Source organism: uncultured Fluviicola sp., from assembly GCF_902168135.1.
GTDB lineage: Bacteria > Bacteroidota > Bacteroidia > Flavobacteriales_D > Crocinitomicaceae > Fluviicola.
In genome coordinates, this window is the sequence record NZ_CABHOL010000034.1 from 1 (window position 1) to 25,822 (window position 25,822).

Here is a 25,822-nt window from a genome sequence, read left to right on the forward strand (position 1 = left end):
ATTCAATGCTTCGCCGAAACTAACATCTCCTCTTAACCTTCCAGCACCGGGCAGGTGTCAGGCCTTATACTTCATCTTTCGATTTTGCAAAGCCATGTGTTTTTGATAAACAGTCGCCTGGGCCTATTCACTGCGGCCAGCTTGCGCTGGCGTCTCTTCTCCCGAAGTTACGAGACCATTTTGCCTAGTTCCTTAGCCATGAATCACTCGAGCACCTTAGGATTCTCTCCTCGACTACCTGTGTCGGTTTACGGTACGAGTTGCTTTAACCTGAAGCTTAGAGGTTTTTCTTGGAAGCTTTTAGGGACACTATCCAATTGGCCGAAGCCGCTCGGTACTATCGGTCTTTGCCATCCTGAACGCATTTAACTATCCAAGATATAGCTACAACCTTCAACGTACTATTCCGTCAGTACGCGGTCCTTTCAATACTCCGTCACCCCATCGCAGTTAAAGCAAGTACGGGAATATTAACCCGTTTGCCATCCACTACCCCCTTCGGGTTCGCGTTAGGTCCCGACTAACCCTGGGACGATTAGCGTCGCCCAGGAAACCTTAGTCTTTCGGTGTGCAGGTTTCTCGCCTGCATTATCGTTACTTATTCCTACATTTGCTTTTCTAGCCGCTCCAGCACACATCACCATGCACCTTCTACGCTGACTAGAATGCTCCCCTACCAGTTGTATTACTACAAATCCATAGCTTCGGTAGTACACTTAATGCCCGCTTATTATCCACGCCCGATCGCTCGACTAGTGAGCTGTTACGCACTCTTTAAATGAATGGCTGCTTCCAAGCCAACATCCTAGCTGTCAATGCAACCGGACAACGTTTGATCAACTTAGTGTACATTTGGGGACCTTAGCTGATGGTCTGGGTTCTTTCCCTCTCGGACACGGACCTTAGCACCCGTGCCCTCACTGCTCAGTATATCTTATAGCATTCGGAGTTTGTCAGGATTTGGTAGGCGGTGAAGCCCCCTAGTCCAATCAGTAGCTCTACCTCTATAAGACTCAACCTGAACGCTGCACCTAAATGCATTTCGGGGAGTACGAGCTATTTCCCAGTTTGATTGGCCTTTCACCCCTACCCACAGGTCATCCGGAAACTTTTCAACGTTTATCGGTTCGGTCCTCCATTCCATGTTACTGGAACTTCAACCTGCCCATGGGTAGATCACAAGGTTTCGCGTCTACCCCCACTGACTAAAGCGCCCTATTCAGACTCGCTTTCGCTTCGGCTCCGGTTCTTAAAACCTTAACCTTGCCAATGAGGAGTAACTCGTAGGATCATTATGCAAAAGGCACGCCGTCACAGATTAAATCCGCTCCGACCGCTTGTAGGCACACGGTTTCAGGGTCTATTTCACTCCCTTGTTCAGGGTTCTTTTCACCTTTCCTTCACAGTACTCGTTCGCTATCGGTCTCTCAGGAGTATTTAGCCTTACCAGATGGTTCTGGCAGATTCAGACAGGATTCCACATGTCCCGCCCTACTCAGGGTACTGCTAGGTAATTATACTATTTCGAGTACAGGCCTTTCACCTTCTATGGAGTGACTTTCCAAACACTTCCTCTATAATATAATAGTCCATATCGCAGCCCTACAACCCCAGCAATGCCGAAACATTACTGGTTTGGGCTATTTCCATTTCGCTCGCCACTACTCCGGAAATCACTATTGTTTTCTCTTCCTGCGCCTACTTAGATGTTTCAGTTCAGCGCGTTCGCCTCCTTACGGATAACTGGTCTTCAACCAGCTAGGTTTCCCCATTCAGAAATCTCTGGATCAAAAGGTATTTGCCCCTCCCCAAAGCTTATCGCAGCTTATCACGTCTTTCTTCGCCTCTGAGAGCCTAGGCATCCCCCGTGTGCCCTTAGTAACTTATTAATATCTCTACTAATGATTCTTATTACTTCAATCAATTCCAATATGTCAAAGAACTTTATAGTTGATGATTAAATCTTCATTTAATTCACCATAAAGTGGTAGTCCCGAGCGGATTTGAACCGCTGACCCCTACATTATCAGTGTAGTGCTCTAACCAACTGAGCTACGGGACTGTTTAATCCCTCTCGCTTTCGCGGAGCTTCAGCAGAGCAAAGCCTACTTCTGAAATCCTGTGAGGAGGACTGTTAATTTTAATAGATTAAGAAATGGAAACAACATAAACTCTTAAGCGAGCCTCTAGAAAGGAGATGTTCCAGCCGCACCTTCCGGTACGGCTACCTTGTTACGACTTAACACCAGTTACTAGTTTTACCCTAGGCAGCTCCTTACGGTTACCGACTTCAGGCACCCCCAGCTTCCATTGTTTGACGGGCGGTGTGTACAAGGCCCGGGAACGTATTCACCGCGCCATGGCTGATGCGCGATTACTAGCGATTCCAGCTTCATAGAGTCGAGTTGCAGACTCCAATCCGAACTGAGATCGGCTTTCGAGATTCGCATCCTATCGCTAGGTAGCTGCCCTCTGTACCGACCATTGTAGCACGTGTGTGGCCCAGGACGTAAGGGCCGTGATGACTTGACGTCGTCCCCGCCTTCCTCTCAGCTTGCGCTGGCAGTTTCTTTAGAGTCCCCGGCATGATCCGCTGGCAACTAAAGATAGGGGTTGCGCTCGTTGCGGGACTTAACCCAACACCTCACGGCACGAGCTGACGACAGCCATGCAGCACCTTGCAGACCGTCCGAAGACTAATCTGTTTCCAAATTATGCGTTCTGCATTTAAGCCCTGGTAAGGTTCCTCGCGTATCATCGAATTAAACCACATGCTCCACCGCTTGTGCGGGCCCCCGTCAATTCCTTTGAGTTTCAACCTTGCGATCGTACTCCCCAGGTGCAATACTTATCACTTTCGCTTGGTCCCCAACTCCTGAAGAGCTGAGAACGAGTATTGATAGTTTACGGCGTGGACTACCAGGGTATCTAATCCTGTTTGCTCCCCACGCTTTCGTCCCTGAGCGTCAATCCAGACCTAGTGAGCTGCCTTCGCTATCGGTGTTCTATGACATATCTAAGCATTTCACCGCTACATGTCATATTCCGCCCACTTCGATCGAATTCAAGTCGTACAGTATCAATGGCAGTTCTACAGTTGAGCTGTAGGCTTTCACCACTGACTTATATGACCGCCTGCGGACCCTTTAAACCCAATGATTCCGGATAACGCTTGCACCCTCCGTATTACCGCGGCTGCTGGCACGGAGTTAGCCGGTGCTTATTCATTTGGTACCTTCAGGCTGATACACGTATCAGAGTTTATTCCCAAATAAAAGCAGTTTACAATCCATAGGACCGTCTTCCTGCACGCGGCATGGCTGGTTCAGGCTTTCGCCCATTGACCAATATTCCTCACTGCTGCCTCCCGTAGGAGTCTGGTCCGTGTCTCAGTACCAGTGTGGGGGACCACCCTCTCAGGCCCCCTACCTATCGTCGCCATGGTGAGCCGTTACCTCACCATCTAGCTAATAGGACGCATGCCCATCTTATACCGTAACCTTTAATTATCAAAACATGCGAATCGATAATGCTATGGGGGATTAATCCGAATTTCTCCGGGCTATACCCCAGTATAAGGTAGGTTGCATACGCGTTACGCACCCGTGCGCCGCTCTCATAGTTAATAGCAAGCTACTAACTAATCCCGCTCGACTTGCATGTGTTAGGCCTGCCGCTAGCGTTCATCCTGAGCCAGGATCAAACTCTCCGTTGTAAAAAACTTTGAATTTGTTGATGTGCTCGTTTAATTCTTTTGTTTACGCTGTTTCCTTATTTCCTAATCTGTCAAAGAACTTTCTTGTCGTTAAGCAGAGTATCTCTCTCTTTTTTAACTGTCAGACTTTTTTGTACTATATAACTTAAAGTCTCTTTTCAATTTACCGAGTGAACCGTTGTTCATCTCTCTTTTTATTTCGTTTCCCAATCTTATTAAGAGTGTTACTCTTTCTTGTTTCGGGGTTGCAAAGGTAAGCAAGTTTTTCTTTTTAACAAGTGTTTGTGAAAATATTTTTTAAACTTTTTTCAAACTCTTATTTCAATTGTCAACCGCTCTCTTGCTGGCTTTCCGTTGTTAAGCGGGGTGCAAAGGTAAGCATCTTTTTTATTCTGGCAAGCTTTTTTAAAACTTTTTTTTCGATGCCTCTTTTCAAACTTTCAACTCTCAGTCTTAAACCCCTTAGCGTTCTAAGCGGGGTGCAAAAGTAAGCATCTTTTTTATTCTGGCAAGCCTTTCTAAAAAAAATATTTTTTCTCTTTTCAAATCCCTCCGTTTCCGGTGTGCTTATCGTTCTAAGCGGTGGCAAAGGTACCCACTTATTTTACTTCTGCAAGGGTTTTCAACTTTTATTTTTTGAAAAAAATCAGCCAAACTTCTTAAAGCATTGATAACATATTATTTATACGTAAAACTTTTTTTTAATCTTTTTTGATTTTATTCTTTCGTAAGCAGGGATTTGAGCAATTCTATCCCTGAATCATCAGTAGAAACGTTACCGGTCGTTCCCTCTAAAATATCTTGAAACACCAAATCTCTACCGATTTGACCTATCATAATCGATTTTTTGCCTTCAATCAGTAAGTCAACAGCCTTCACCCCCATCCTTGTTGCAAGGATTCTGTCAAATGCTGAGGGGCTTCCGCCACGTTGAATATGTCCCAAAACAGAATATCTCAATTCATATCCTTCCAAAAAAGGTTTCACTTTTTCCATGATTTCTTTTGCCCCTCCTTCTTCATCACCTTCCGCTACTATAATAATAGAACTCCGGATTCCCTTGTTTTGGTCCTTTATCTCTTGGGCAAGCAAACTAATTTCGGTAAGAGTTTCCGGAATAAGTACAGATTCTGCCCCGCTGGCTATAGCACTATTCAAAGCTATATACCCCGAAGCTCTTCCCATTACCTCCACGAAAAACACCCGGTGATGACTTGATGCAGTATCACGTATTTTATCTACGGCCTCAACAACTGTATTCAAACAGGTATCATATCCGATCGTAAAGTCTGTGCCGTGTATATCGTTATCTATTGTTCCGGGCAATCCAATAACAGGAATATCGAATTCCCTTGTCAGGGCCATTCCTCCAGCATAGGTCCCGTCGCCACCAATTAAAATCAATCCATCTATTTGGTGTTTCTTTAAGTTGGCAACTGCTTGCGTTCTTCCTTCAAAAGTTTTAAACGCTTCACTTCGGGCTGTTCCGAGAATTGTACCTCCCAAATGAATAATATTATTGACATCCCTATAAGTCAACTGACGAATACGATCTTCAATCATTCCTTTATACCCGTCTTCAATTCCGAATACCTTGATACCTTTCCCGATCCCGGCTTTAACAACTGCACGAATACATGCATTCATCCCTGGCGAATCACCCCCGGATGTCAAAACTCCAATTCTTTTCAGTTTACTCATAACAGGTATAAATTTAAGTGCTTACTTTTATATATAGTATAACTAGTTTATGGAATTATTCTATTTCATGCATCTCTATGTCATGATGTTGTTTCAACGCAGACATAAAAGGTACAGTAATCTGTCGGATCTGGAGCTAATACAGCTTTATAAACAGGAAGAAAATGTATTTACCATACCTTTATTATATGAACGATATGCTCATTTGGTATTGGGAACCTGCATCAAGTACTTAAAACGTTATGAAGATGCCGAAGACACAACGATGAAAATTTTCGGGGAATTGAACCAGAAAATTGAGAAGCATACTATACAGCATTTCAAATCCTGGCTCTACCAGGTTACTAAAAACGAATGCCTGATCTATCTTCGTAAACAAAAAACACATCAAACTCCTATTCATGAAAATCTGCTTCAGGCAGAAACTCATGAAACAGAAGAGCTAAATGAACGGGAATTGAAGTTAACAAAACTCGAACAGGCAATTCAGTATCTAAAAGATGAACAGCGAATCTGCATTGAATTATTCTATTTAAAGGATAAAAGCTATCAGGAAATTAGTGACGAATTGAATATTCCTCTAAACACGGTGAAGAGTTCGATTCAAAATGGAAAAAGAAATTTAAAAATCTGGATAGAAAATCATGAAGAATAAAGATCACATATCCCGGAATGAATTTGAGAAACTCCTTCAAACCTTCTCGAAAGAAGATGCGAAAGAGCACTTAGATGACTTTGACCGTGATGCTCTTGAAGGATGGCAGCAATCAGGTATTCCTTTTTCGAGAATGAAACAGCTGGACCAGAAAATGAAGTTCCCGAAAGTGAATTTCGCTCCTTATATATTAGGTATATCTATTTTGGGCCTCGGAATCCTGGCATTTATATTGCTTCAAAGTCCGTCCGAAACCGATCCTGAGAAAAAACCGGTTTTAGTAAAAGTAGAAAATACTGACATCCATATTCCGGAAGAAATTGACACATTGGAAGCAATTCCGCAAAAGGACCAGATCACTGTTAAAGAAATCAAAACGTCCCAAAACGAGATCAAGAACCTCACGCCTGAAAACAAAAAGGAAGAATTGATCGATATTCCTTTCCCCCAATTGGTTTTGGAACCACTTCCTCCGGTGATCGAACAAAAACCTGTTACTGTTTCAAAGCAAAAAATTGCAAAAGAGATTTACCTGCAGGATTTGAAAGCGATAGACTACTCTCAATACAGAATGAAGCCAAGCGTTCAGATCGAACAAATCATTCTAACGGGAATTCCTGCCGACCGGAAAGACAAAGACGATATCGTTCCGGAGGAACCGCAAGTAAAAACTGTGAATGTTCCATATATGGATTACCTGGACAAATCACTGAATTATACCAATCGCGGAAAATGGAAGCAGGCTCTTTCCAGGTTCAATGAAATCCTAAAGAATTATCCGGATGATGTCAATGCACGATTCTATGCCGGATGGTGTTACTACAATTTAGGACAATACAATGATGCTTGTGTAAACTTTTCAGCATGCCTCCAATTGGAGTTTTCCAATTTTAATGACGAAGCAGAGTGGTATTTAGCCGAAAGCCGCCTGGCAAATGGAGACAAAAACAGCGCAAAAGAGTTGTTTATCAAGATCAGGAATCAAAAAGGATTTTACTCCAAACAAGCGGAAAAAGTATTGAAATCGTGGAAATAATGATCAATGGAACCGAAAACATCCTGAAATTCGAATCAAATTACAAATCTTTTGAATGGATGCATATTCATTCGAAGGAACAGCGCGACTTTTTTAATGAACATCCTTTCAAGAAGGATATCAGTATTCTGTTTATTCCCACGGGTGGGCATTTGCGTATTGATTTCAACGATTTCATAACCAGTAAACCTACCCTATTCTTTTGCGGCTATCAGCGGATTCAGATCCTAAAGGGCGAAAACATTACGGCACTGAATTACAACCGTGATTTCTACTGCATCCAAATCCACGATGCGGAAGTTGCCTGTGACGGCTTGCTTTTTCAAAATGCAGGACAATCCCAGGCTACAGAACTCTCTCCCGAAGAGTACTTAATTATTCAGAACTTATTCTCCGAAATCGCAAAAGAATTGCTCCTGAAGGATTCTTCCATGGAGGAAATGGTCCGGATACTTTTAAAACAGATTATCATTCGGGCAACACGACTTTGGAAAGAACAACAGCTTCCCGATAAGGTTTCCGAAGTACCTGCAGAAGTGGAATTTTACCGGAATTTCAACCGGCTGGTTGAAATCCATTTCAAAAAATGGCATTCTGTGTCTGATTATGCTGAAATTTTAGGATTAACAGCCAAAACGCTTTCCAATAAATTCAACCGCTTAAACCTATTGCAGCCGAATGAAATCATAAAAAACCGTATCTTACTGGAAGCGAAACGACTTCTGTGTTTCACGGATTGGTCGGTAAAGGAAATTGCATACGAGTTAGGATATGAAGATCCGGCTTATTTCAACCGGTTATTTACAGGAAAGGTGGGGAACAGTCCGGTCGTTTTTAGAAAATTATTCAATGAAGGGAAAAAAGTACACTAAAATCTGCCAAAAGTCTCTTTTTCAAGAATTGCTTCCGTTCTAATTTTGTTCCATCAATAATTAATTACAAAAACGAAATACCATGAAAAGAAGAGCAGAAGCCGTTTGGAACGGAACAATCAAAGAAGGAAAAGGACATTTGACCACTCAAAGTACCACATTAGATAAAACACAGTATTCGTTCAATTCACGTTTTGCGGAAGGTGTGGGTACAAACCCGGAGGAATTATTAGCAGCAGCACACGCCGGTTGTTTTACAATGAAACTGAGTTTAGATCTTACGGAAGCCGGTTACAATCCCGAGGAATTGAAAACAAGTTCCAGTATTTCATTGGATAATGGAAAAATCACGCTTTCGGCATTGAAACTAACGGCTAAAGTTCCCGGAATCTCTAATGAGGAATTCCAAAAGATCGCTAAAAACGCAGAACAAACTTGTCCGGTAAGCGGGGCATTTAATTTCGAAATTACTTTGGAAGCAGAATTGATCTAAAATAAGTAGGGGCGTAAAATTTTACGCCCCTACTTATTTTTATTTTGCTAATCTCTTCAATAAAGGATTCGGTCTGTATCTATCTTCCCCATATTCCAGGAACAGATCTTCCAACCGTTTCAAGACAGTTTTCAAACCAATCTCTTCCGACCAGGCCAATAATCCCTTCGGATAATTCACTCCTTTGGTCATGGCGGTATCGATATCTTCTCTACTGGCTACATTCAGGAATAGAGCGTCATAAGCTTCGTTAATCAACATGGCTAAAATCCGGTCAACGATCTGCTGACCCAATTTTTCATCTTTTGTTGGTACAGGAAGTTCCACTCCTTCTGAGTAATCGTAATACCCCCTTCCTGTTTTCCGACCAAGGAATCCAGCTTCCATATGTCTTTTTTGAGTAAATGAAGGCTTGAAACGCGGATCGAAATAAAATGCAGCAAAAACAGTTTCGGTTACTGTGTAATTAATATCGTTCCCGATGTAATCCATCAGCGTAAAAGGCCCCATTCTGAAACCTGCCAATTCAGTCATTGCCCAATCAATGGTTGCAAAATCCGCAATGCCTTCCTCGTAAATACGCAAAGCTTCTCCGTAAAAAGGACGTGCAACACGATTTACAATAAATCCGGGAGTGTCTTTACAAACAACCGTCAATTTACCCCAGGAATCAATGATCGATTTAGCGTTACCCAACGTTTCATCACTGGTTTGGACAGCGGGAATAATCTCAACCAATGGCATCAATGGCGCAGGATTGAAGAAATGGATTCCGATCACACGCGAAGGGAATTTCAACACCGAACCAATGGATGCGATCGATAAAGATGAAGTATTGGAAGCAATAATACAATCCATTCCGACCACTTCTTCAATCTCTTTAAAAACGGCATGTTTTACCTCCAGTTTTTCCACAATGGCTTCAATAACCAGTCCCGATCCTCTGAAATCTGCCAATTGAGTAGAAAAATGCAAACGATTCAGCAAATTATTCTTTCCTGATTCGTCTAAATTTCCTTTCTCGATCATGCGGTCCAACACCTTGATCAAAGACAACTTTGCCTTATCCAATTGAACCTGATTCACATCGACCAATACCACTTCATGTCCTGATTGGGCTGCAACCTGGGCAATCCCCGCCCCCATCGTTCCGGCACCTAGTACACCTATTTTGCTTTTCATTCTAAACTATCAATTGAATAATTATGAATCATCAAGAGAATCTCCATTATTGATAATTCATAATTCATAATATTCCTCCTACTTCCCCTTAAAAACAGGGCTTCTCTTCTCCATAAATGCATTCACTCCTTCAGCGAAATCTTCCGATTTTCCTGCAAGTGTCTGCAATTGTTCTTCCACAGCCAATTGTTCAGTCAGGTTATTTGTGAAACTTGCATTCATTGCACGCTTGGTTAAACCTAAACCATATGTTGGCATCGAAGCCAAATTTTCAGCCAATTTCGTTAATTCTTCTTCAAAGGATTCATCCGAAACCGCTTTATAGATCATATTCATAGAAACAGCATCATTCGCCGAAACTTTCTCACCGGTCATCATTAAAGCCATTGCCTTTTGCAACCCTACCAGACGAGGCAGGAAAAACGTTCCTCCGGAATCAGGGATCAGACCGATTTTTGAAAATGCCTGAATAAAAGAAGCTGATTCTTTTGCTACTGTTAAATCACAAGCCAGGGCAATATTCGCTCCTGCACCGGCTGCAACTCCGTTTACCCCAGCAATAATCGGCTTCTCAATAGTTCTGATTCGCTCAATAATCGGATTGTAATGGTCCTTCACTATAGATTGCATTTCAGGCCCGTTTGGATCAGTTGCTTCCGCTAGGTCCTGGCCCGCACAGAAAGCTTTCCCCTCTCCTTTGATTACTATTGCGCGAACTGAATCGTCTTTTTCACAATCGTCCAGTGCTTTTTGCAAGGCCATTGCCATTTCTTTATTGAAGCTGTTAAAAACCTGCGGTCTGTTTAGTGTTAGCGTACAAACTCCGTTCTTGAATTCTTGAATCAGTGTCATTCTTGATTTTTTGAAACAAAGATAGAAAAAATACACTGTGCCGGATTGAAGACTAAGTATGGAAAAAGGCTGCCTCAAAAGTGGTACGAAAACCTTTCTGAGAAGCTAATTCACAGAATACCAGGAATGAACAATTGTTAAAAACAATTTGAAGAGTGTTAAAATTTAAATTGGCAATTCAGAATTCCTTAAATTGCCCCGAAACCATTATTCACTGCACATGTTGAAATCCACACTTCTCTCGATTACATGCTGCCTGTTCACCTGTCCTCAATTGTTTGCACAATGTACAACAGGAGGATCGGACGCTGTAGCACCCTATGCAAGTAACAGTTCCAGTAAAGGAGTTATGTTTGATGTTACTGTTGCGAATATCATTACTATTTCGTGCTTTGATGTGAACCTGCCCGCTCTGTCAGTCGGAGGATACGAAATCTATTTCAAACTCGGATCTTACGTTGGATCGGAAACCAATCCTGCCGACTGGACTTTAATCGGGTCTGAAGGTTCGCTTCTGAGTTTGGGACTGAACCTGGCCACTCCTTTAAGTATTCCGGTCAACAAAACAATCCTTGCCGGGCAAACTTTTGCTTTTTACATTACCGCTTCGAACCCAGTTCTGTCAACCGGTTTACTGACAACAACCAATTCAGGTTATACGGCAATTACATCCAATTCGGATGTGACGGTTTTTGGTGGTGTTGGAATAAGCTATCCTTTCGGCACCGTTACAGCTAATCGCAGTTTTAACGGAACGATCCATTACACCCCGGGAGACCCGCTTCCGGTTACTTTACTTGACTTCACTGCAGTAAAAATAAATGAATCCGTTCTTTTAGAATGGCAAACCGAATCTGAGTACAACAGCGACTATTTCGAAGTTGAGCGCTCTGTAAACGGGATCGACTGGAACCGGCTTTTTACAATAAATGCTGCCGGAGAAAGCAGTGAGTCACTGATTTATCAGGAAATGGATGAGAATCCCATTGATGGAATAAGTTATTACAGGTTGAATCAATATGACCTTAACGGCACAAAAACATTTCTGAAAATGATTTCTTTCAACAATAAAATGGAGATCGGTAAAAACGATATTCGGGTGTTTCCAAATCCGGTGAATGATCGTTTCCGGGTATTCGGTGATAAATCAGAACTGGAAGGTCTTCAGGTTTTCAATTCCATTGGCGAGGATATCTCCGGAAATTTGACCATTAACGCTCTGGACGGATTCACAGAAGTTGTTTTCAAAAATGAGATCGAAGGTGTTCTCATCCTAAAATCCAAAACAAATTCTCAAATCCTGATCAAAAAATAACTATTGATAATTTTCTACCATTGCCCGGATACGGTCAATGATGTGGGTACGTAGTAATTCAGGTTCGGTCACGATGATTTCACCGCCGTAACTTAAAATACTCCGGATCAATTCTTCCGATATATACACTTTCATTTCGAAAGTTGTCCTGTTTTTCCCTTCCTTGACAATTTTTTGTGAAGCGTGAAAGGGCTGTGATTCAATGTATTTTGCAGCAATATTATCTGCTTTGAAAACAACCGTTTCCGGTTTGCCGTTGCTTGCAGTAATACCAATAGCGTGTTCAAAGAACTGGTCAGGATTAAAAGTTACCGGCGAGCGAAACGCTTCTTCCGAATTTTGAAGATCGTAGATACGGTCTAATCCATAGGTAATTATTCCTTCTTTAATAAGGTCGTAACACAATAAATACCAGCGATTTCGGTATTCTTTCAATAAAAGCGGCAGTACTTTACGTGCTTTTCGTTTTTGGGTCTGGAAACTTTCGTAATCAAAATAGATGACTTTTCCTTCTTTGATCGCATTTAAGATGGGATTTAAAAACTCACTTCCCCTGGAAGAAACCGGTGTTTCAAATTCCACAAAACGGTCGATGGATTTATCATTGATATCATTGGAAATGTTTACACGGTCAACGATCTTATCAATTGCAAAACCAAACTGCTTAAACATTCCGACATCCTTAAACTGACTTAAAGTATTTGCCGCAAAACGGATTGCCTCAATATCTGACTCATTGAGCGGAATTTCATCCAGAGAAAATTCAGGATCGCTGTAATAATAGCCATTATATCTTTTCGAATACTTAATCGGCGCGTCATGCTCCATTTTCATGGCAAACATGTCCTTTTCAATGGTCGAATCACAAATATTTGCTCCATCCACACTTCCGAACAGTGCTTCTTCACAAGCCTCACGTAATTGTGCTTTGGTCGGATAAGGTTTATAATTATTTCTCAGTGCACGATCAATAATCCGGAATCTCAACAAGGCATTCTTAATATGCGGCATAACAACAAAACTTTCAATCTAAAGTATCAAAAAAAACTCAATTCAACTTAGAATGGCGTTCATCAATTGCAAATTCGATAAACAAACCGAAACCTTTACCGGAATTCAAATACGTGTATTTTGCATCTAACTGCTGAATAAAAGCACTGATTATCTCTACACCTGTTGATGATTGTTCTAAAAATTCCATTTTCCCCTTGTATCCGATTCCATTGTCTTTTACAAGAAGTTCATAATGCAGGTCTTTCCCCTTCTTATTCTTTAATTCGATCTCTATCAATCCTTCTTCCTGTTTGACAAAAGCGTGTTTGTAAGAATTTGAAAGCAGCTCGCACATGATCAATCCAACCGGCACTGCGTAGTCAATTGCCAGATTGATTTCTTCTACATTCACTCTTACTTCGATATGCTTGTTATAACTGGAGAACGATTCAGCCATTTGCGAGATCAATTTATTCAGGTAAGCACCCATTTCCACATACGCGGAATCATTATTCAAATGAAGCTGATTGTGAATCAATGCGATAGCCCGGATACGCTCCTTGCCTTCTTCCAGAATACGCAAGGCCTCTTCGTCGTGAACATTGCGCGACTGCAGGTTCAAAATACTGGAAACAACCTGCAAATTGTTTTTTACCCGGTGATGGATCTCTTTTAAAAGACTTTCCTTCATTGCCAAAGCATTCGAAATCTCCTTATTCTTGTCATCAATTTCCTCTTTTTGAAGTTGAAGCACCCGGTTCGAGTCGCTTTTTTGGCGAATAAACAAATAAGAAATACTGATGATCACCACAATACTCATCAGGATCAGAATCAGGATCAACCGCAGCTGCTGATTTTTATTGCGCTCCTCCTCTAGCAAATATTGGTTCGATTCGGTTTGAAAATCTTTTTCCAATTCAAAAACCAGGTTTTCACTGCGCAGGTTTTCCAGCAAGTCATCAACCTCATTTCTCCTCACCGAATAATAATAGGACGAGTCTTTATTATTTTTCAATTCGTAGTAATATTCCAGGCATCCGTAAACCTGGAACAAATCTCGTAATTCTGTTGATTTTTCATTCTTAAGGACTGTGTCAAAATAAGGTTTTGCGAGATCCAGCCTATTCGTATACAGATAAATCTCACCCAAACTCGCATTTGCATATTGTTCGGCATACTTCCAATGATTGATTCGTGCCAGTTTTTTAGCAAACAGAAATTCCTTAAGAGCTTTATCCGTATTGCTGTTAAAGAAATAAACCTGACCGGCAGAATTTGCAAACTGGAAACTATAGGCCGCACTCATTTTTTGCGTCAGTAGTTTAGCTTCCTGAATATGAATTAATGCCTTTTCATAATTGCCTTTTTCACTATAACAATTGGCAAGTACCAGGCGGCATTGAAGCAACAGGTATTTATCCGATTTATCTGATTCATTCAGAATTTTCGTGGCTTTCCGGATCAACAGATCATAATCCTGTCCCAAACTCTCATACACAGCGTTGTAGAGTTCCAGGTATAATTTATCCTGTTTTTTGACTTTAAAGAAAAACTGGAACCGCTTGGCTTTATTGAGCTCGAATTTTACCCGTGCATAATCGCCATAAGCACTAAAAAATTTGATTTTCTTAATCGTAAGACTATAGTCAACCTCAGCATTATGCAAACCTCCGTATTTGTTATCCAGAAACCGAAGTGTTTCATTGGCCTTTGAGATATCTACGATCATTTCTTCACGCAGTCTTTGTATTTCCTGGTTGAATACTTTGCGATCGTATTTTTTTTGTTGGGAGAAAACCGATAACGAACAATGAACGAACAGAAAGACTAAAAGCCAATGTTTTTGTTTAACTAAAAGTAGACTTTCCACTGATCGAATCATAAGTATAAGGAATAGCAGCTTTCATGACCAATTTAAGGAATAATTTCACATAAGATAGGTTTTCAACAAATCTTTTTGAGAGGCCTTTATTTAAAAAAGCTGCTAATTCAATAACAATCAAGATTCTATCGATCTTTACGCGTTAACGACGTCTTTTTTTTTGTCGTAGCCAAATAATTCGTAGTACTTAATTGCTTTAACAACATTTTCAGGAACATCCTGCTCCCAGCTTGTAATTCCTGCACGAATTTTTGACAATACGTCATCAGAAAGGATTTTCAATGCTTCCGGATCAAAATTTGAAATAGATTCCAGTTTATTATTATCCTGAAGGAACTGTACCAAACCATGTAAATGCTTCGGAATCGTCAATTGTTCCAAAGTATACAATTCTCCTGTGTCAACATTAAGAGCCGGATACACATACATTTTTACATTGTGTCCGAACCCGATTCCGAAAGCTTCCAGTAAACCACCCGGCAAATTGTCATAATAACGCTCATCAAAAATGGTATGCAGGTTATAAATTCCGGCGATAACACCCATTTTTTGTCCACGTGCAATCGTTGCCAGGTAATCCAGCATTTTGTAATGTTTCAAATAATTCGAAATCATCACGGTATATCCAAGGGATTCCAATAATTCGGCGCGATCAATAAAATCCTTGTCAGAGATTTTTCCGTCTGCTGTCAAATCCTTTAAAGTCAACTCGAAAATCACCGATAAATTATCTTCGCGAACACCGTCTTCTTTCAGGAACTGTTCGGTTCCGTGAGCAATCATATCCAAATGCACTTTTGTAACCGGACGGAAACGACCACGCATCAACAAAATATTCTTTTTGTATAAGGCTGCTGCAGGTTGAAGAACTGTACCACACAAGTCAAACATGGTGGCATCGGTCATTCCTCTTTTCACCAGGTTCAATGCAATGATACGGTTATCGACCAAACCTAAATCCGGTCCGGAAACACGCAGCATATCAACTTCCACACGGTCTCTTGGAATACGGTGTACCAAATTCGTTAAGAATTCATCCAAATCATCGGTCGAAAAATAAGCTGCATGGATCAGGTTCACCCCCAAAATACCAAGCGCTTCCTGTTGTGCTTTGTGTGAATTATCATGCATTTTCACGTGCAGGATAATATCATTGAACTCGCCTCCCTGTTTCAATTGGAAACGCAGCCCGACCCAACCTTGTCCCTGGTTGGTTTTGTGATAGTTTAAAGATTCAACGGTATTACAAAAAGCGAAAAAACGAGCAACTTCCTGCTTTTTAGGAAGACGCTCACACAAGGTATTGTACTCGGTTGTAAGCATCGTTGTTAAACGCTCTTCGCAAACATACCTGGATGCAGCACCATACATCGCATCCGATACTTTCATATCATATGCCGACTGCGTATACGCAATGGTACCGGAACTACCTCCCGCTTTAAAAAAGTTGGCTGCAACTTCCTGTCCCGCTCCAATTTCAGCGAAACAACCATAAATGTCACTTGTTAGATTAATTTTCAAGGCTTTCTCCTCGGTGGTTAATCTTCTTTCGTCTACCATTTCTTCCATATCACTTGTACAAATGTACTAACAATTAGACTTACTTCGCTAAGGGTTTAACGGTTTAAAGTCAGGATTAGTTACAAAATTATGATCTGTTAACGTTAATAAAAAGGCTTTCAACTGATTACGCTGTTCAGAATCCAGTTGAACCCCGCCCTGGCTTGCAAATTCCATCAGCGGATCTATTGTTGTGGAATGCTGAATTCCAGTTGAATAATGTTCGATAACATCGTCCAGTGTCGCAAATCTTCCATCATGCATATACGGTGCTGAAAGTGCAATATTTCTTAGAGTCGGAACTTTGAATTTTCCGTTATCATTCGGATTATTCGTAATCGCTCCTCTGCCCAAATCCGAGAAAACAGCATCCAATCCGTTATTGGAAAATTTCTGGACCTGCATTAATGTCCCGTTATGACAATGGAAACAATCTGCCCCGTTCAGGCTTTTAAACAAATCAAAACCGGCCCATTCCTCGGATGTAACTGAATTTTTGATTGCCGATTCGGAAGAAGTAAGCGGGATATTGTTTGCAAACTTGTACATGACATCATACTTCGATTCTCCGGAAATCATGGTGCGCAAAAATTGGGCAAGTGCTTTCGCTACGTGACTGGAATCAAAATCCACTACTCCGAATGCTTTGTAAAATTGGTTACGGTAAAGCCCGTTTGCTTTTAAACGCGCAACAGCATCCTTCCACTGCAAGTGCATTTCAACCGGATTCGGAACCGGTTCCAAAATTTGTTCTTCCAGGGTGTTTGCCCTTCCATCCCAAAAGTAACTGGTCTGCCAGCCAAGATTAACCAATGCCATGGAATTTCTAACACCAATTGCACCGTTTACTCCCTGTGAGAATTGATTCACATCCGCAAAAGCTGCATCCGGTGCATGACAAGATCCGCAGGAAATCGTATTATCCAGGGATAATTGTTTTTCATAGAACAGCATTCTTCCTAACAAAACACCTTCTTCCGTCATCGGATTATCCGCCGGAATATTCATTTGCGGAAAATGGCTCGGAATTTTTAGACTATACGGCGTAGGATCGTAACCGACCTTTGCTTTCGTACATGCCAGGAAGAAAACCAGTAAAGACAATATTCCTATAAAAAACCGACTCATAATTCACTGATAGAAGCTGAGAAGTTTTGACGTGCTTTTTCGGTAATCGCGCTTTGCTGAGGCATCATACTGTGTGTTGTAAATTCTGTTTTCACATCGATTGGAGCTGCGCTATTTTCGAAGAAATTCTTCAGATCGATTTTCAACCACGCTTCATTCACGGTTGAGCTAAGAGCCGCCCAGGTAAGATTACTAATTGTTTTATTGGTGAAATACGAATCTGTACCCACATGATAAACCAGGTTGTGATCACAGCTCGTTATTCCGTCGATAATCGTATCCACTTTAGCTTCTACTTTGAAAAAAATGTATCCCGGATTCCAATCCCAATGCATGTCGTTTGCAATGGCAATATTCAACGGATTCGTATTTGGAAAAGTGCTCGGATCGTTGTGATTGATTGAGCTCGGAACACCGATTCCAAATTGAATGGAAGAAGGATTGGCAACTACCTGGTTTGACTGGAATATCAGGTTTCCTGTTTCCCGAAAATTGAATAACGCAACATCTTTCATGACGCTCCCGCCTGATTGGATTCCTGAGAAATAAGCTTTTAACTCGGTAAATTTGATTTGAAAACCATTACTCATGGTGTAAACAGAATCCAACATCAAATTGGCACTCCCAAAAACCGGTTTCATCGACAACTTACTTTGTTGAACCGCTGGAGTCGGCGTATCAACCAAATCATCCTTCTTCTTTTTACACGAGAACAAGGCAATACATGCTAGCAACGCAAGAATCGAAAAATGTTTCATTCAGTTGTTTTCCCAAATTTAAGCCAATGAATAGAGAATTCCTAAAAAAATCAGGAAGTGTCCAAGGGATTTTCGGTAATTTCGAAAGATTATTGATTGACCGGTATGAATTCGGATGTAAACAAGCCTTTTTTGATCGTAAACGCCTCAGCAGGAAGTGGTAAAACGTACAATTTAGTGCGCAATTACCTCCGTTTGCTACTTTCTGAAAATGACGACAGGGCAGAGATCAGCCAGATCATGGCAATGACCTTTACCAACAAGGCAAGTATTGAGATGAAATCGCGGATTATGAGTGATTTGAACAAACTTGCCAACGGAAAAGAAGACACAAACAACTACCTGGAAGAAATTGCCGGCTTCGTCGGGACAACTCCCGAAGCAATCCGAACAAGGGCACGTGTGGTACTTCGAAAGATCCTGCATCAATACGAAGATTTCAATGTGATGACCATTGATAAATTCAATTTACGATTGATCCGCTCTTTTGCACGTGATCTCGACCTTCCGGAAACATTCGAAATTTCGCTGGACGACACGCTCATTTTGGAAAAAGCAATCGATGAGCTTTTGAGTAATATTGATGCAAAGAATCAAACAAAACTCTACCAGCTTGCGTTGAATTTCGCCAAATCGAACCTGGAAGAGGAAAACGACTGGAACCTGAAGAAAATACTTTTGTCGAAAGCCAAAGTACTGACCAACGAAGGTTATTTCCAGATTATCCGTACACTTTCCAAAACGGATTTCAACAAAGAGCAGTTGGACCTTTGGAAGCTGCAGTTTAAGGCTGAAAAAGACGAATTGGTAATCCGGTTAAATTCTTTAAACCGCTTGTTTTTAGAAACGGGAATAGATGCCAATGCATTTGCAGGCAAAACCACGACTTTCAACCCGATCGTTTTTAACCTGAATTTAAGTCCGGAGCCGATTTCTTTTCTGAAAGAAAGTAAACGTACAGATGCCAATTTGAAGAACATCCTAAAAACTATGGAAGAAGGAAAGGAAACGCAATTTTCACCTGCGTACCTGGAATTCCTTCGTTTCATTTCGGAAAAAGCTCCGTCCTGGATCGAACTGGACTTCAAAATCCAGCAGTTCCACTTACTTTCCATCCTGAAAGAACTGGCACTCAGCATGGACGATATCCGGAACAAGGAATCAATTATCCGTGTCAGTGAATTCAATAAACTGGTTGCCGAGCTGGTCCAAAATGAAGATGCTCCGTTTATCTACGAGCGTTTGGGATCGCGTTTCAATCATTTCTTTCTGGATGAATTCCAGGATACTTCACGCCTGCAATGGCTGAATATTGTTCCGCTGATACATAATTCATTAGGCGGAAATTACTTCAATTTTATCGTAGGTGACCCCAAGCAGTCCATCTACCGCTTTAAGAACGGAGTAGCCGAACAGTTTATCGCTTTACCTGAAATCTATAACCCGGAAGAAGAACCGTCTATCAAACTGCGCTCTCAATTCTTTCAAAAAATGGGAACGGTCGAAGGATTGGAAGACAACTGGCGGTCGGCAACGGAAATTGTTCATTTCAACAACCGCTTTTTTGAAGAGCTGCTGCAATTCATGCCCGAAAGCGGACAGGAATTTTACAAGCACCTGAAGCAAAATCCGAAAGGCAAGAAAGGCGGCTATGTGGAACTTTTAATGAATCCGCAAAAAGACCTGGATACTGCTAAATTCACTAACAGTCAATTATTGAAGTGGGTTCAGCAATGCATCGCAGATGGTTACAAACCTCACGAGATTTGTGTTCTCGGAAGAAAAAAACGGGACTGTAACCAATATGCGAACTTCCTGAAATCGAGAGGGTATCAAATTGTATCTTCCGATTCTTTATTGGTGAATAGCGATCAATTCGTGCAATTGGCGATCTGCTACTGCAAATGGAAAGTCAACCGTTTTGATTTTCAGCGCGCTATGCAGTTTGCTTATTTCTATTTTGAGATTTTAGACAAAGAAGATGCCTTCGAGACTTATGGCGCTTGTTTTTGGAAAGATTCCGATTCGAAAGTCTATTTTTCCGAGCAGCTCTTCTTTGAAAAAAGCAGACTGAATGCGGACTTTTTGGATGCCAGCTTTCAAAACATCTATTCATTGCTGGTAGATTTTCTAATGCTGATCGGTTTGGATTCGATCGAAAACACTTATTTACAGCAGTTATTAGACCTTGCTTATCAATTCGATATGTCGAACGGTCCCGATTTAATGGAATTCATCAACTATTACGAAAAAAACCGGGGCAAATTCAGCGTACAGCTTTCTGAAAATGAACAGGCCATCCAGATCATGACCGCTCACAAATCGAAAGGGCTCGAGTTCCCGGTGGTTATTATCCCTTCCTTTAATTTTTTCAGCGAAGGCAATAACAACGATTCGTTTTTGATGGAAATCAATGACCACATCATTGAGACGAAGATGAGCAAGTTTGAGTCGGCAATCCCTGTCATCCAGGTTGAAGCAGAAAAAGAAGATGCCGCTCAAAAAATGGATGCGATCAATTTATTGTATGTGGCCTTCACCCGACCGCAAGATCGCTTATATGCCCTCAATCTGAAAGGTTCGAGAAATGGTTTTTACGATAAGTTCAATACGATACTTACGAACTTGTTCCCGGAATCTCAGCAAGATGGAATACTCCACTTGAAATTCGGTGAATTTCCGGAAATCAAACATCATTCGCGAAAAAACACCACGGATTACAGTCCTTTATCCATCCGCAACTTTTTATGGTTCCCGGAAATCAGCATTCAATCGACCAAAGAGCAGGAAGAAGACAGTTTGACAACCGAACAGCGGATTGGAAAACAGTTCCATTTCATCATGGAAAAATCCCATTCGAAGGAAACAGCCTTCTCTGCCTTAAAAACTGGTCTTTTAAAGGGGGAAATTGAACAGGATTTCGAAGAAAAACTGACTCATTTGCTGGAAGAAGCCTTTTCAAACACGCTCCTCATCGAATTATTTCAAGGGGGAAAACATTTAAACGAACGCACGTTGATCTTTGATTCCAAAACACGGTTGAGACCCGATAAGTTGATCGTTTCAGATCAGCAAACAATTGTGATTGATTTCAAAACCGGGGAAAAAAGTGCAAAACACGAGAAACAAGTACAAGGTTATATGACCGTGTTGGGTCAGATTGGGATGACGAATATTAAAGGGTATTTGTATTATAGCGGTGGGTTAGGATTACTGGAGGTTCAGAAAACAGACCTTTTTCAAATTTAGCTTTCCGTGCTTACCCAAACCGTGACGTAATATTGCGGAATTACGTTAAATGTGCTTTGATCGCGAGATTTTATTGCTGCTTATCCAAAAACACCACGCCCTCAGCAACACGAAAAACCAGGGAATTCTTATCCATATCTTCGATCAGCCAGTCGATTTCTTCACCACCAAGACTATCTTTTACCTTGATCACGTTCTTTTTGGTAATCCTGTAAGTTCCATAAACGGTGTCCTGACCGTAAAAAACAAAGGGGAAACCGGCATCGTTATCCTTGTCTCCCCCTGTAAATTCATAAACTTCCGAATGGTATACATATTCACCATTGTTCTTCAACATTTTGGAGTAATTCCATCTTCCTTCCAGGCGGTCAATCATACGTTGTTTTGCGCAGGAAAAAAGAACAAAAAGTGAAGCGATGAATAAAATGGTACGCATCTTAGATCGTCATTATATCTTTTTCTTTCAGATCTACCAAATCATCCACTTTCTTGATGAAAGAGTTAGTTATAGTCTGAATTTCATTTTCTGCATCCTTGGTCATATCTTCCGAAAGTCCATCTGCTTTCAGGCTTTTGATCATGTCAATGGCATCTTTGCGGTTATTTCTGATCCCCACTTTTGCATGCTCGCCTTCAGCTTTTGCCTTTTTTACCAAATCACGTCTGCGCTCTTCTGTCAAAAGCGGAATTTGAATAATCAATTGCTCTCCGTTATTCTGTGGATTTAATCCCAGGTTCGCATTCAGGATTCCCTTTGCGATTTCGTTCAGCATGGAACGCTCAAATGCCTGAACAGTCAGGGTACGCGCGTCCATCGTATTGATATTTCCAACTTGCTGGATCGGAGTAGGAGAACCGTAATAATCCACCATTACTCCCGAAAGCATAGAAGGTGTAGCTTTTCCTGCTCTTACTTTTGTTAATTCGTTCTCTAAATGATCTAATGATTTTCCATTGGATGATTTCAGATCATCGTAAATTAATTCTAACTCTTCGGTCATAATCTATCTGAATTGAATCTTTAGCTATTAGTTTTTTACAATTGTTCCTACCTGTTCACCTTCCATCAATCGTCTCAGATTGCCCGGAGTATCCATATCGAAAACAATAATCGGCAGGTCATTTTCCATACAAAGCGTGAAAGCGGTCATATCCATTACTTTCAATCCACGGCTATAAGCGTCTTCAAAAGTAATCGTATCAAATTTGGTTGCTGTAGGATCTTTCTCCGGATCTGCCGTGTAAATTCCGTCTACACGTGTTCCCTTCAAAATCACATCTGCATTGATCTCGATTGCTCTCAAAGATGCAGCCGAGTCAGTTGTGAAATAAGGGTTACCCGTTCCGGCACCAAAAATAACCACACGCCCTTTTTCCAGGTGTCTCACAGCTCTTCTTCTTACGTAAGGCTCGGAAATTTCCTTCATTTCGATTGCAGACTGAAGTCTTGTTTGAAGACCTGCAGATTCCAATGCCGCCTGGAGTGCCATGGAATTGATCATTGTAGCCAGCATTCCCATATAATCTCCATGGGTGCGGTCCATTCCTCCTTCTTCGGCCTGAACTCCCCGGAAAATATTTCCTCCACCAATTACAATTGCCACTTCTACCCCCAAATCGTGGATTTCCTTGATCTGCTTAGCATACTCACTAAGGCGCTGGTTATCAATTCCGAATTGTTTATCTCCCATGAGGGATTCACCACTTAATTTGAGCAGAATGCGACGGTATTTCATAATTATTGAAAGAAGTTGCGCAAATATAGTGGGAATCTTTGAAGATTCGAAAAGGAAAAACCATTTGTGGATGAATAATTCGCTAATTTAGAATGGAAATCCAATTTGAATGGGACTTATCACTTTTAAAACATTCGACAATTCGATCGATGCCCATATCCTTAAGATTAAGCTGGAAAGCGAGGGGATCACCTGTTTTTTGTTCGATGAGAACATTATATCAGTTAACCCTTTGTATTCTCAGCTGGTTGGAGGCATCAAACTGAAGATCAATGAAGAAGATTTGGTCCATGCAAAGAACGTGTTGTTAGAGTTGGAACAAACTCCTTACACGACAGAAGATGAACAGGTGATTTCCTGCCCGAAATGCCAATCCTCACACATTGAATCGGGTCATAAATCGATGAAAAGTGTGGGAGCTGTTCTCTCCGCTATTGCTTCTTTCCTTTTGTTTATTTTCCCTATCTACCGGAAAGATGTTTACAAGTGTAAGGAATGTGGACATGAATTTGAATTAAAGAAATAATTCTATCCGGTCAAAACCTACAATCAACGTATGAGGCATCTTTTATTTTTAGTCGGATTACTTATCTCTTCACTGGTAAATTCCCAGGAAAGTGATACCGCACTTTGCAAAGAGTTTCCATTCAGTGGAACCGGAATTTTTTATTCAACCCGGTTTACAAGTCTTAAATTCATTGGAACGCTCTCTACTCCGGTGATTCAGAAATACAAAACAAATCCAATCTATCAAGCTTGGGAGCCAAAGATCGCAGGGCGTCTATTTGTAAGAGAAGTTAATAAACAACCTTACTATTCAAAAGGACAAAACGGGCTTATTTGGAAATCAACAAAAGGAGGTAAGTATTCGAAAAGTGACGATTACAACGGATATGATGGTGGATTAACTGTTTTGATGAAAGACAGTATTTACCTGGAAGGGGTTATTGACATGCAATTTTCCCCCGTTGACTCACTGCTTATTAATGGATATATTTTATTTGAGGGATTGACTGACCGCTATCCCTTTCAACTCACCCTACTTCCTTACTACAATTCTTTTGAAGATTTTAAAACTTCCTTCAAAGTTGACTACACGACCATTACGCCCGCTCCAAAATCACTTCTGGAACTTAGAGGCATTCGGTTGTCTTATGTATTCGGACTAGAAAACGGAATTCCGGATACTTTAAGGTATTGTAAAAATCTGGAATCACTTTGGTTGAATGGAATCCCTAACAAACCATTACCAAACTTTCTGTTCACGGATCTTCCTCATCTAAAAAAGATACGAATTACCCAATCTGCCGGAAGCGATTGGCATACCCAAAAAGGCACGCTCCCCTTTGTACTTCCGATGAAATTATTTCACCTTCAAGGATTGAAAGAAATTTCACTTCAAGATCTGAATCTTGAAATCCCGGACTCTATTCCAGAACAAAACACCATCGAATCAATGGAATTCTTATACTGCGGTCTGGATTTGAAACTCCCCCCATCTTTTTTCAACCTCATTCATTTAAAATATCTGAAGATTTCCCCTGTTTTGTCGGTTATCCCTGAAAACCTGAACAGGTTCTCCAAACTGGAAAAATTATCCATTCAAATAGAGAATGGAGCTAAAATTCCGGAAGGTTTTGGTCCGTGGCCGAACCTAAAGGAGTTGAACCTAAGCATCTGGCCGGTAGATCAGGATTTCGTTTCGAAATTGATTGCTGATCATCCCAATGCGGAGATTAAAATCAATGGAAAGAAGGTCCATTAAGAATCACTAAAATTGAATGACATAAAAAATCCCGCTACTCTTTCGAATAACGGGATTTCTATCTATTTGATTTCTTATGATCTTAGCTCAAAGAGAAACGTTTGAATTCAGTAACAGTCAATCCGTTTTCTGTAGAATCAAGGAATTGTTCAACAGTCACTTTGTTGTCACGGATAAACTCCTGGCTCAACAAAGTGTTTTCTTTGAAGAATTTAGTCAAACGACCCTGAGCGATTTTCTCAGCCATATCAGCCGGTTTTCCTTCCTGGATTGCCAACTCTTTACCAACTTCGATCTCACGCTCGATTGTACGTGCATCAACTCCGTCTTTGTTCAAAGCGATCGGGTTCATTGCAGCAACCTGCATTGCAACCTGGCGACCAGCTTCAGCAACTGTTTCACCACCTTTGTTCAAAGCAACCAAAGTAGCCAACTGGTTTCCAGGGTGGTTGTAAGCAACAACAGTGTCACCTTTAACAACAGCATATCCTGACAAATCCAATTTCTCACCGATAACACCAACTTGCTCAGTAATTTTCTCCTCAACAGTTAATTTATCGTCGTACTTCAATCCTTTCAATTCTTCTGCAGTTGCAGGAAGGTTGTTCATTGCGATATCAACCAAAGATTGAACGAAGTTACGGTAAGTGTCATTCTTAGCAACGAAGTCTGTTTCACAGTTCAACGTTAACAATACACCTACTTTGTTATCTGCGCTTGTTTGAGCGAAAACCAACCCTTCTGAAGCTTCGTTCTCACCTCTTTTCGCAGCAACTTTTTGACCTTTTTTACGCAGGATATCTACAGCAGCTTCGAAATCGCCGTTTGCTTCAACCAATGCATTTTTACAGTCCATCATACCAGCACCTGTTTGCTGGCGTAATTTGTTTACATCTGACGCAGTAATTGCCATGACTATAAATCTTTTTA

The 25,822-nt window shown here is 41.1% G+C and carries 20 protein-coding genes, 1 tRNA gene and 2 rRNA genes; 8 read left to right on the forward strand and 15 right to left on the reverse strand.

Annotation, left to right across the window (positions count from 1 at the left end):
- The 4 genes from QZT69_RS12475 to pfkA form a co-directional block, all read right to left on the reverse strand.
- Nucleotides 1-1,889 (reverse strand): 23S ribosomal RNA (locus tag QZT69_RS12475); the annotation flags it as partial.
- A 96-nt stretch (nucleotides 1,890-1,985) separates the two neighbouring features.
- Nucleotides 1,986-2,062, reverse strand: a tRNA-Ile gene (locus tag QZT69_RS12480).
- Between the two features lie 128 nt (nucleotides 2,063-2,190).
- A 16S ribosomal RNA gene (locus QZT69_RS12485) occupies nucleotides 2,191-3,715 on the reverse strand.
- Between the two features lie 717 nt (nucleotides 3,716-4,432).
- Nucleotides 4,433-5,416, reverse strand: coding sequence for a 6-phosphofructokinase (gene pfkA, locus QZT69_RS12490; RefSeq protein WP_294674623.1), 984 nt, complete (start codon nucleotides 5,414-5,416; stop codon nucleotides 4,433-4,435).
- 49 nt (nucleotides 5,417-5,465) lie between these two features.
- Here pfkA and QZT69_RS12495 point away from each other — a divergent pair, with 49 nt between their 5' ends.
- The 4 genes from QZT69_RS12495 to QZT69_RS12510 all read left to right on the forward strand — a co-directional run bounded on the left by QZT69_RS12495 (nucleotide 5,466) and on the right by QZT69_RS12510 (nucleotide 8,472).
- On the forward strand, nucleotides 5,466-6,071 hold the full coding sequence (locus QZT69_RS12495; protein WP_294674626.1) for a sigma-70 family RNA polymerase sigma factor: 606 nt from the start codon (nucleotides 5,466-5,468) through the stop codon (nucleotides 6,069-6,071).
- On the forward strand, nucleotides 6,061-7,107 hold the full coding sequence (locus QZT69_RS12500) for a tetratricopeptide repeat protein (RefSeq protein WP_294674628.1): 1,047 nt from the start codon (nucleotides 6,061-6,063) through the stop codon (nucleotides 7,105-7,107). The genes QZT69_RS12495 and QZT69_RS12500 overlap by 11 nt, the downstream gene beginning before the upstream one ends.
- Entirely contained in the window at nucleotides 7,107-7,979 is an 873-nt protein-coding gene (locus tag QZT69_RS12505; RefSeq protein ID WP_294674875.1) for an AraC family transcriptional regulator, read from the forward strand. The genes QZT69_RS12500 and QZT69_RS12505 overlap by 1 nt, the downstream gene beginning before the upstream one ends.
- A gap of 82 nt (nucleotides 7,980-8,061) precedes the next feature.
- A complete protein-coding gene (locus QZT69_RS12510) occupies nucleotides 8,062-8,472 on the forward strand; it encodes an OsmC family protein (protein WP_294674630.1) in 411 nt (136 codons plus the stop codon).
- Nucleotides 8,473-8,511: 39 nt separating this feature from the next.
- Here the strand turns inward: QZT69_RS12510 and QZT69_RS12515 are convergent, their stop codons facing one another.
- Both QZT69_RS12515 and QZT69_RS12520 read right to left on the reverse strand, forming a co-directional pair.
- Nucleotides 8,512-9,654, reverse strand: a complete 1,143-nt coding sequence (locus tag QZT69_RS12515; RefSeq protein ID WP_294674632.1) for a 3-hydroxyacyl-CoA dehydrogenase NAD-binding domain-containing protein — start codon at nucleotides 9,652-9,654, stop codon at nucleotides 8,512-8,514.
- Nucleotides 9,655-9,732: 78 nt separating this feature from the next.
- Nucleotides 9,733-10,506, reverse strand: a complete 774-nt coding sequence (locus QZT69_RS12520) for an enoyl-CoA hydratase-related protein (RefSeq protein ID WP_294674634.1) — start codon at nucleotides 10,504-10,506, stop codon at nucleotides 9,733-9,735.
- Nucleotides 10,507-10,726: 220 nt separating this feature from the next.
- On the opposite strand from QZT69_RS12520, the gene QZT69_RS12525 reads away from it, so the two are divergent.
- Complete coding sequence (locus QZT69_RS12525; protein ID WP_294674636.1) at nucleotides 10,727-11,821, forward strand: hypothetical protein; 1,095 nt, start codon at nucleotides 10,727-10,729, stop codon at nucleotides 11,819-11,821.
- Here the strand turns inward: QZT69_RS12525 and QZT69_RS12530 are convergent, their stop codons facing one another.
- The 5 genes from QZT69_RS12530 to QZT69_RS12550 form a co-directional block, all read right to left on the reverse strand.
- Nucleotides 11,822-12,832 (reverse strand): WYL domain-containing protein, encoded by a 1,011-nt coding sequence (locus QZT69_RS12530; protein ID WP_294674638.1) that lies wholly within the window; start codon nucleotides 12,830-12,832, stop codon nucleotides 11,822-11,824.
- A gap of 37 nt (nucleotides 12,833-12,869) precedes the next feature.
- Entirely contained in the window at nucleotides 12,870-14,543 is a 1,674-nt protein-coding gene (locus QZT69_RS12535) for a sensor histidine kinase (RefSeq protein WP_294674640.1), read from the reverse strand.
- Nucleotides 14,544-14,831: 288 nt separating this feature from the next.
- Nucleotides 14,832-16,256, reverse strand: a complete 1,425-nt coding sequence (locus QZT69_RS12540) for a TonB-dependent receptor (protein ID WP_294674642.1) — start codon at nucleotides 16,254-16,256, stop codon at nucleotides 14,832-14,834.
- 48 nt (nucleotides 16,257-16,304) lie between these two features.
- A complete protein-coding gene (locus QZT69_RS12545) occupies nucleotides 16,305-17,384 on the reverse strand; it encodes a cytochrome c peroxidase (protein WP_294674644.1) in 1,080 nt (359 codons plus the stop codon).
- On the reverse strand, nucleotides 17,381-18,142 hold the full coding sequence (locus QZT69_RS12550; protein WP_294674646.1) for an MbnP family protein: 762 nt from the start codon (nucleotides 18,140-18,142) through the stop codon (nucleotides 17,381-17,383). The genes QZT69_RS12545 and QZT69_RS12550 overlap by 4 nt, the downstream gene beginning before the upstream one ends.
- 105 nt (nucleotides 18,143-18,247) lie before the next feature.
- On the opposite strand from QZT69_RS12550, the gene QZT69_RS12555 reads away from it, so the two are divergent.
- A complete protein-coding gene (locus QZT69_RS12555; protein WP_294674648.1) occupies nucleotides 18,248-21,391 on the forward strand; it encodes an exodeoxyribonuclease V subunit beta in 3,144 nt (1,047 codons plus the stop codon).
- A 70-nt stretch (nucleotides 21,392-21,461) separates the two neighbouring features.
- Here QZT69_RS12555 and QZT69_RS12560 read toward each other — a convergent pair whose 3' ends face one another.
- Genes QZT69_RS12560 through pyrH form a run of 3 tightly spaced genes read right to left on the reverse strand, consistent with a single transcriptional unit; the run spans nucleotide 21,462 to nucleotide 23,127 of the window.
- Nucleotides 21,462-21,827 (reverse strand): hypothetical protein, encoded by a 366-nt coding sequence (locus tag QZT69_RS12560; protein WP_294674650.1) that lies wholly within the window; start codon nucleotides 21,825-21,827, stop codon nucleotides 21,462-21,464.
- Between the two features lies 1 nt (nucleotide 21,828).
- On the reverse strand, nucleotides 21,829-22,392 hold the full coding sequence (gene frr, locus QZT69_RS12565; RefSeq protein ID WP_294674652.1) for a ribosome recycling factor: 564 nt from the start codon (nucleotides 22,390-22,392) through the stop codon (nucleotides 21,829-21,831).
- Nucleotides 22,393-22,419: 27 nt separating this feature from the next.
- Nucleotides 22,420-23,127 (reverse strand): UMP kinase, encoded by a 708-nt coding sequence (gene pyrH / locus QZT69_RS12570; protein ID WP_294674654.1) that lies wholly within the window; start codon nucleotides 23,125-23,127, stop codon nucleotides 22,420-22,422.
- Nucleotides 23,128-23,236: 109 nt separating this feature from the next.
- Between pyrH and QZT69_RS12575 the strand changes: the two genes are divergently transcribed.
- Nucleotides 23,237-23,653 (forward strand): DUF2007 domain-containing protein, encoded by a 417-nt coding sequence (locus tag QZT69_RS12575; protein ID WP_294674655.1) that lies wholly within the window; start codon nucleotides 23,237-23,239, stop codon nucleotides 23,651-23,653.
- Between the two features lie 30 nt (nucleotides 23,654-23,683).
- Nucleotides 23,684-24,892 (forward strand): hypothetical protein, encoded by a 1,209-nt coding sequence (locus tag QZT69_RS12580; protein ID WP_294674657.1) that lies wholly within the window; start codon nucleotides 23,684-23,686, stop codon nucleotides 24,890-24,892.
- An 82-nt stretch (nucleotides 24,893-24,974) separates the two neighbouring features.
- Here QZT69_RS12580 and tsf read toward each other — a convergent pair whose 3' ends face one another.
- Nucleotides 24,975-25,805, reverse strand: coding sequence for a translation elongation factor Ts (gene tsf, locus QZT69_RS12585; RefSeq protein ID WP_294674659.1), 831 nt, complete (start codon nucleotides 25,803-25,805; stop codon nucleotides 24,975-24,977).
- Nucleotides 25,806-25,822 lie beyond the last annotated feature (17 nt).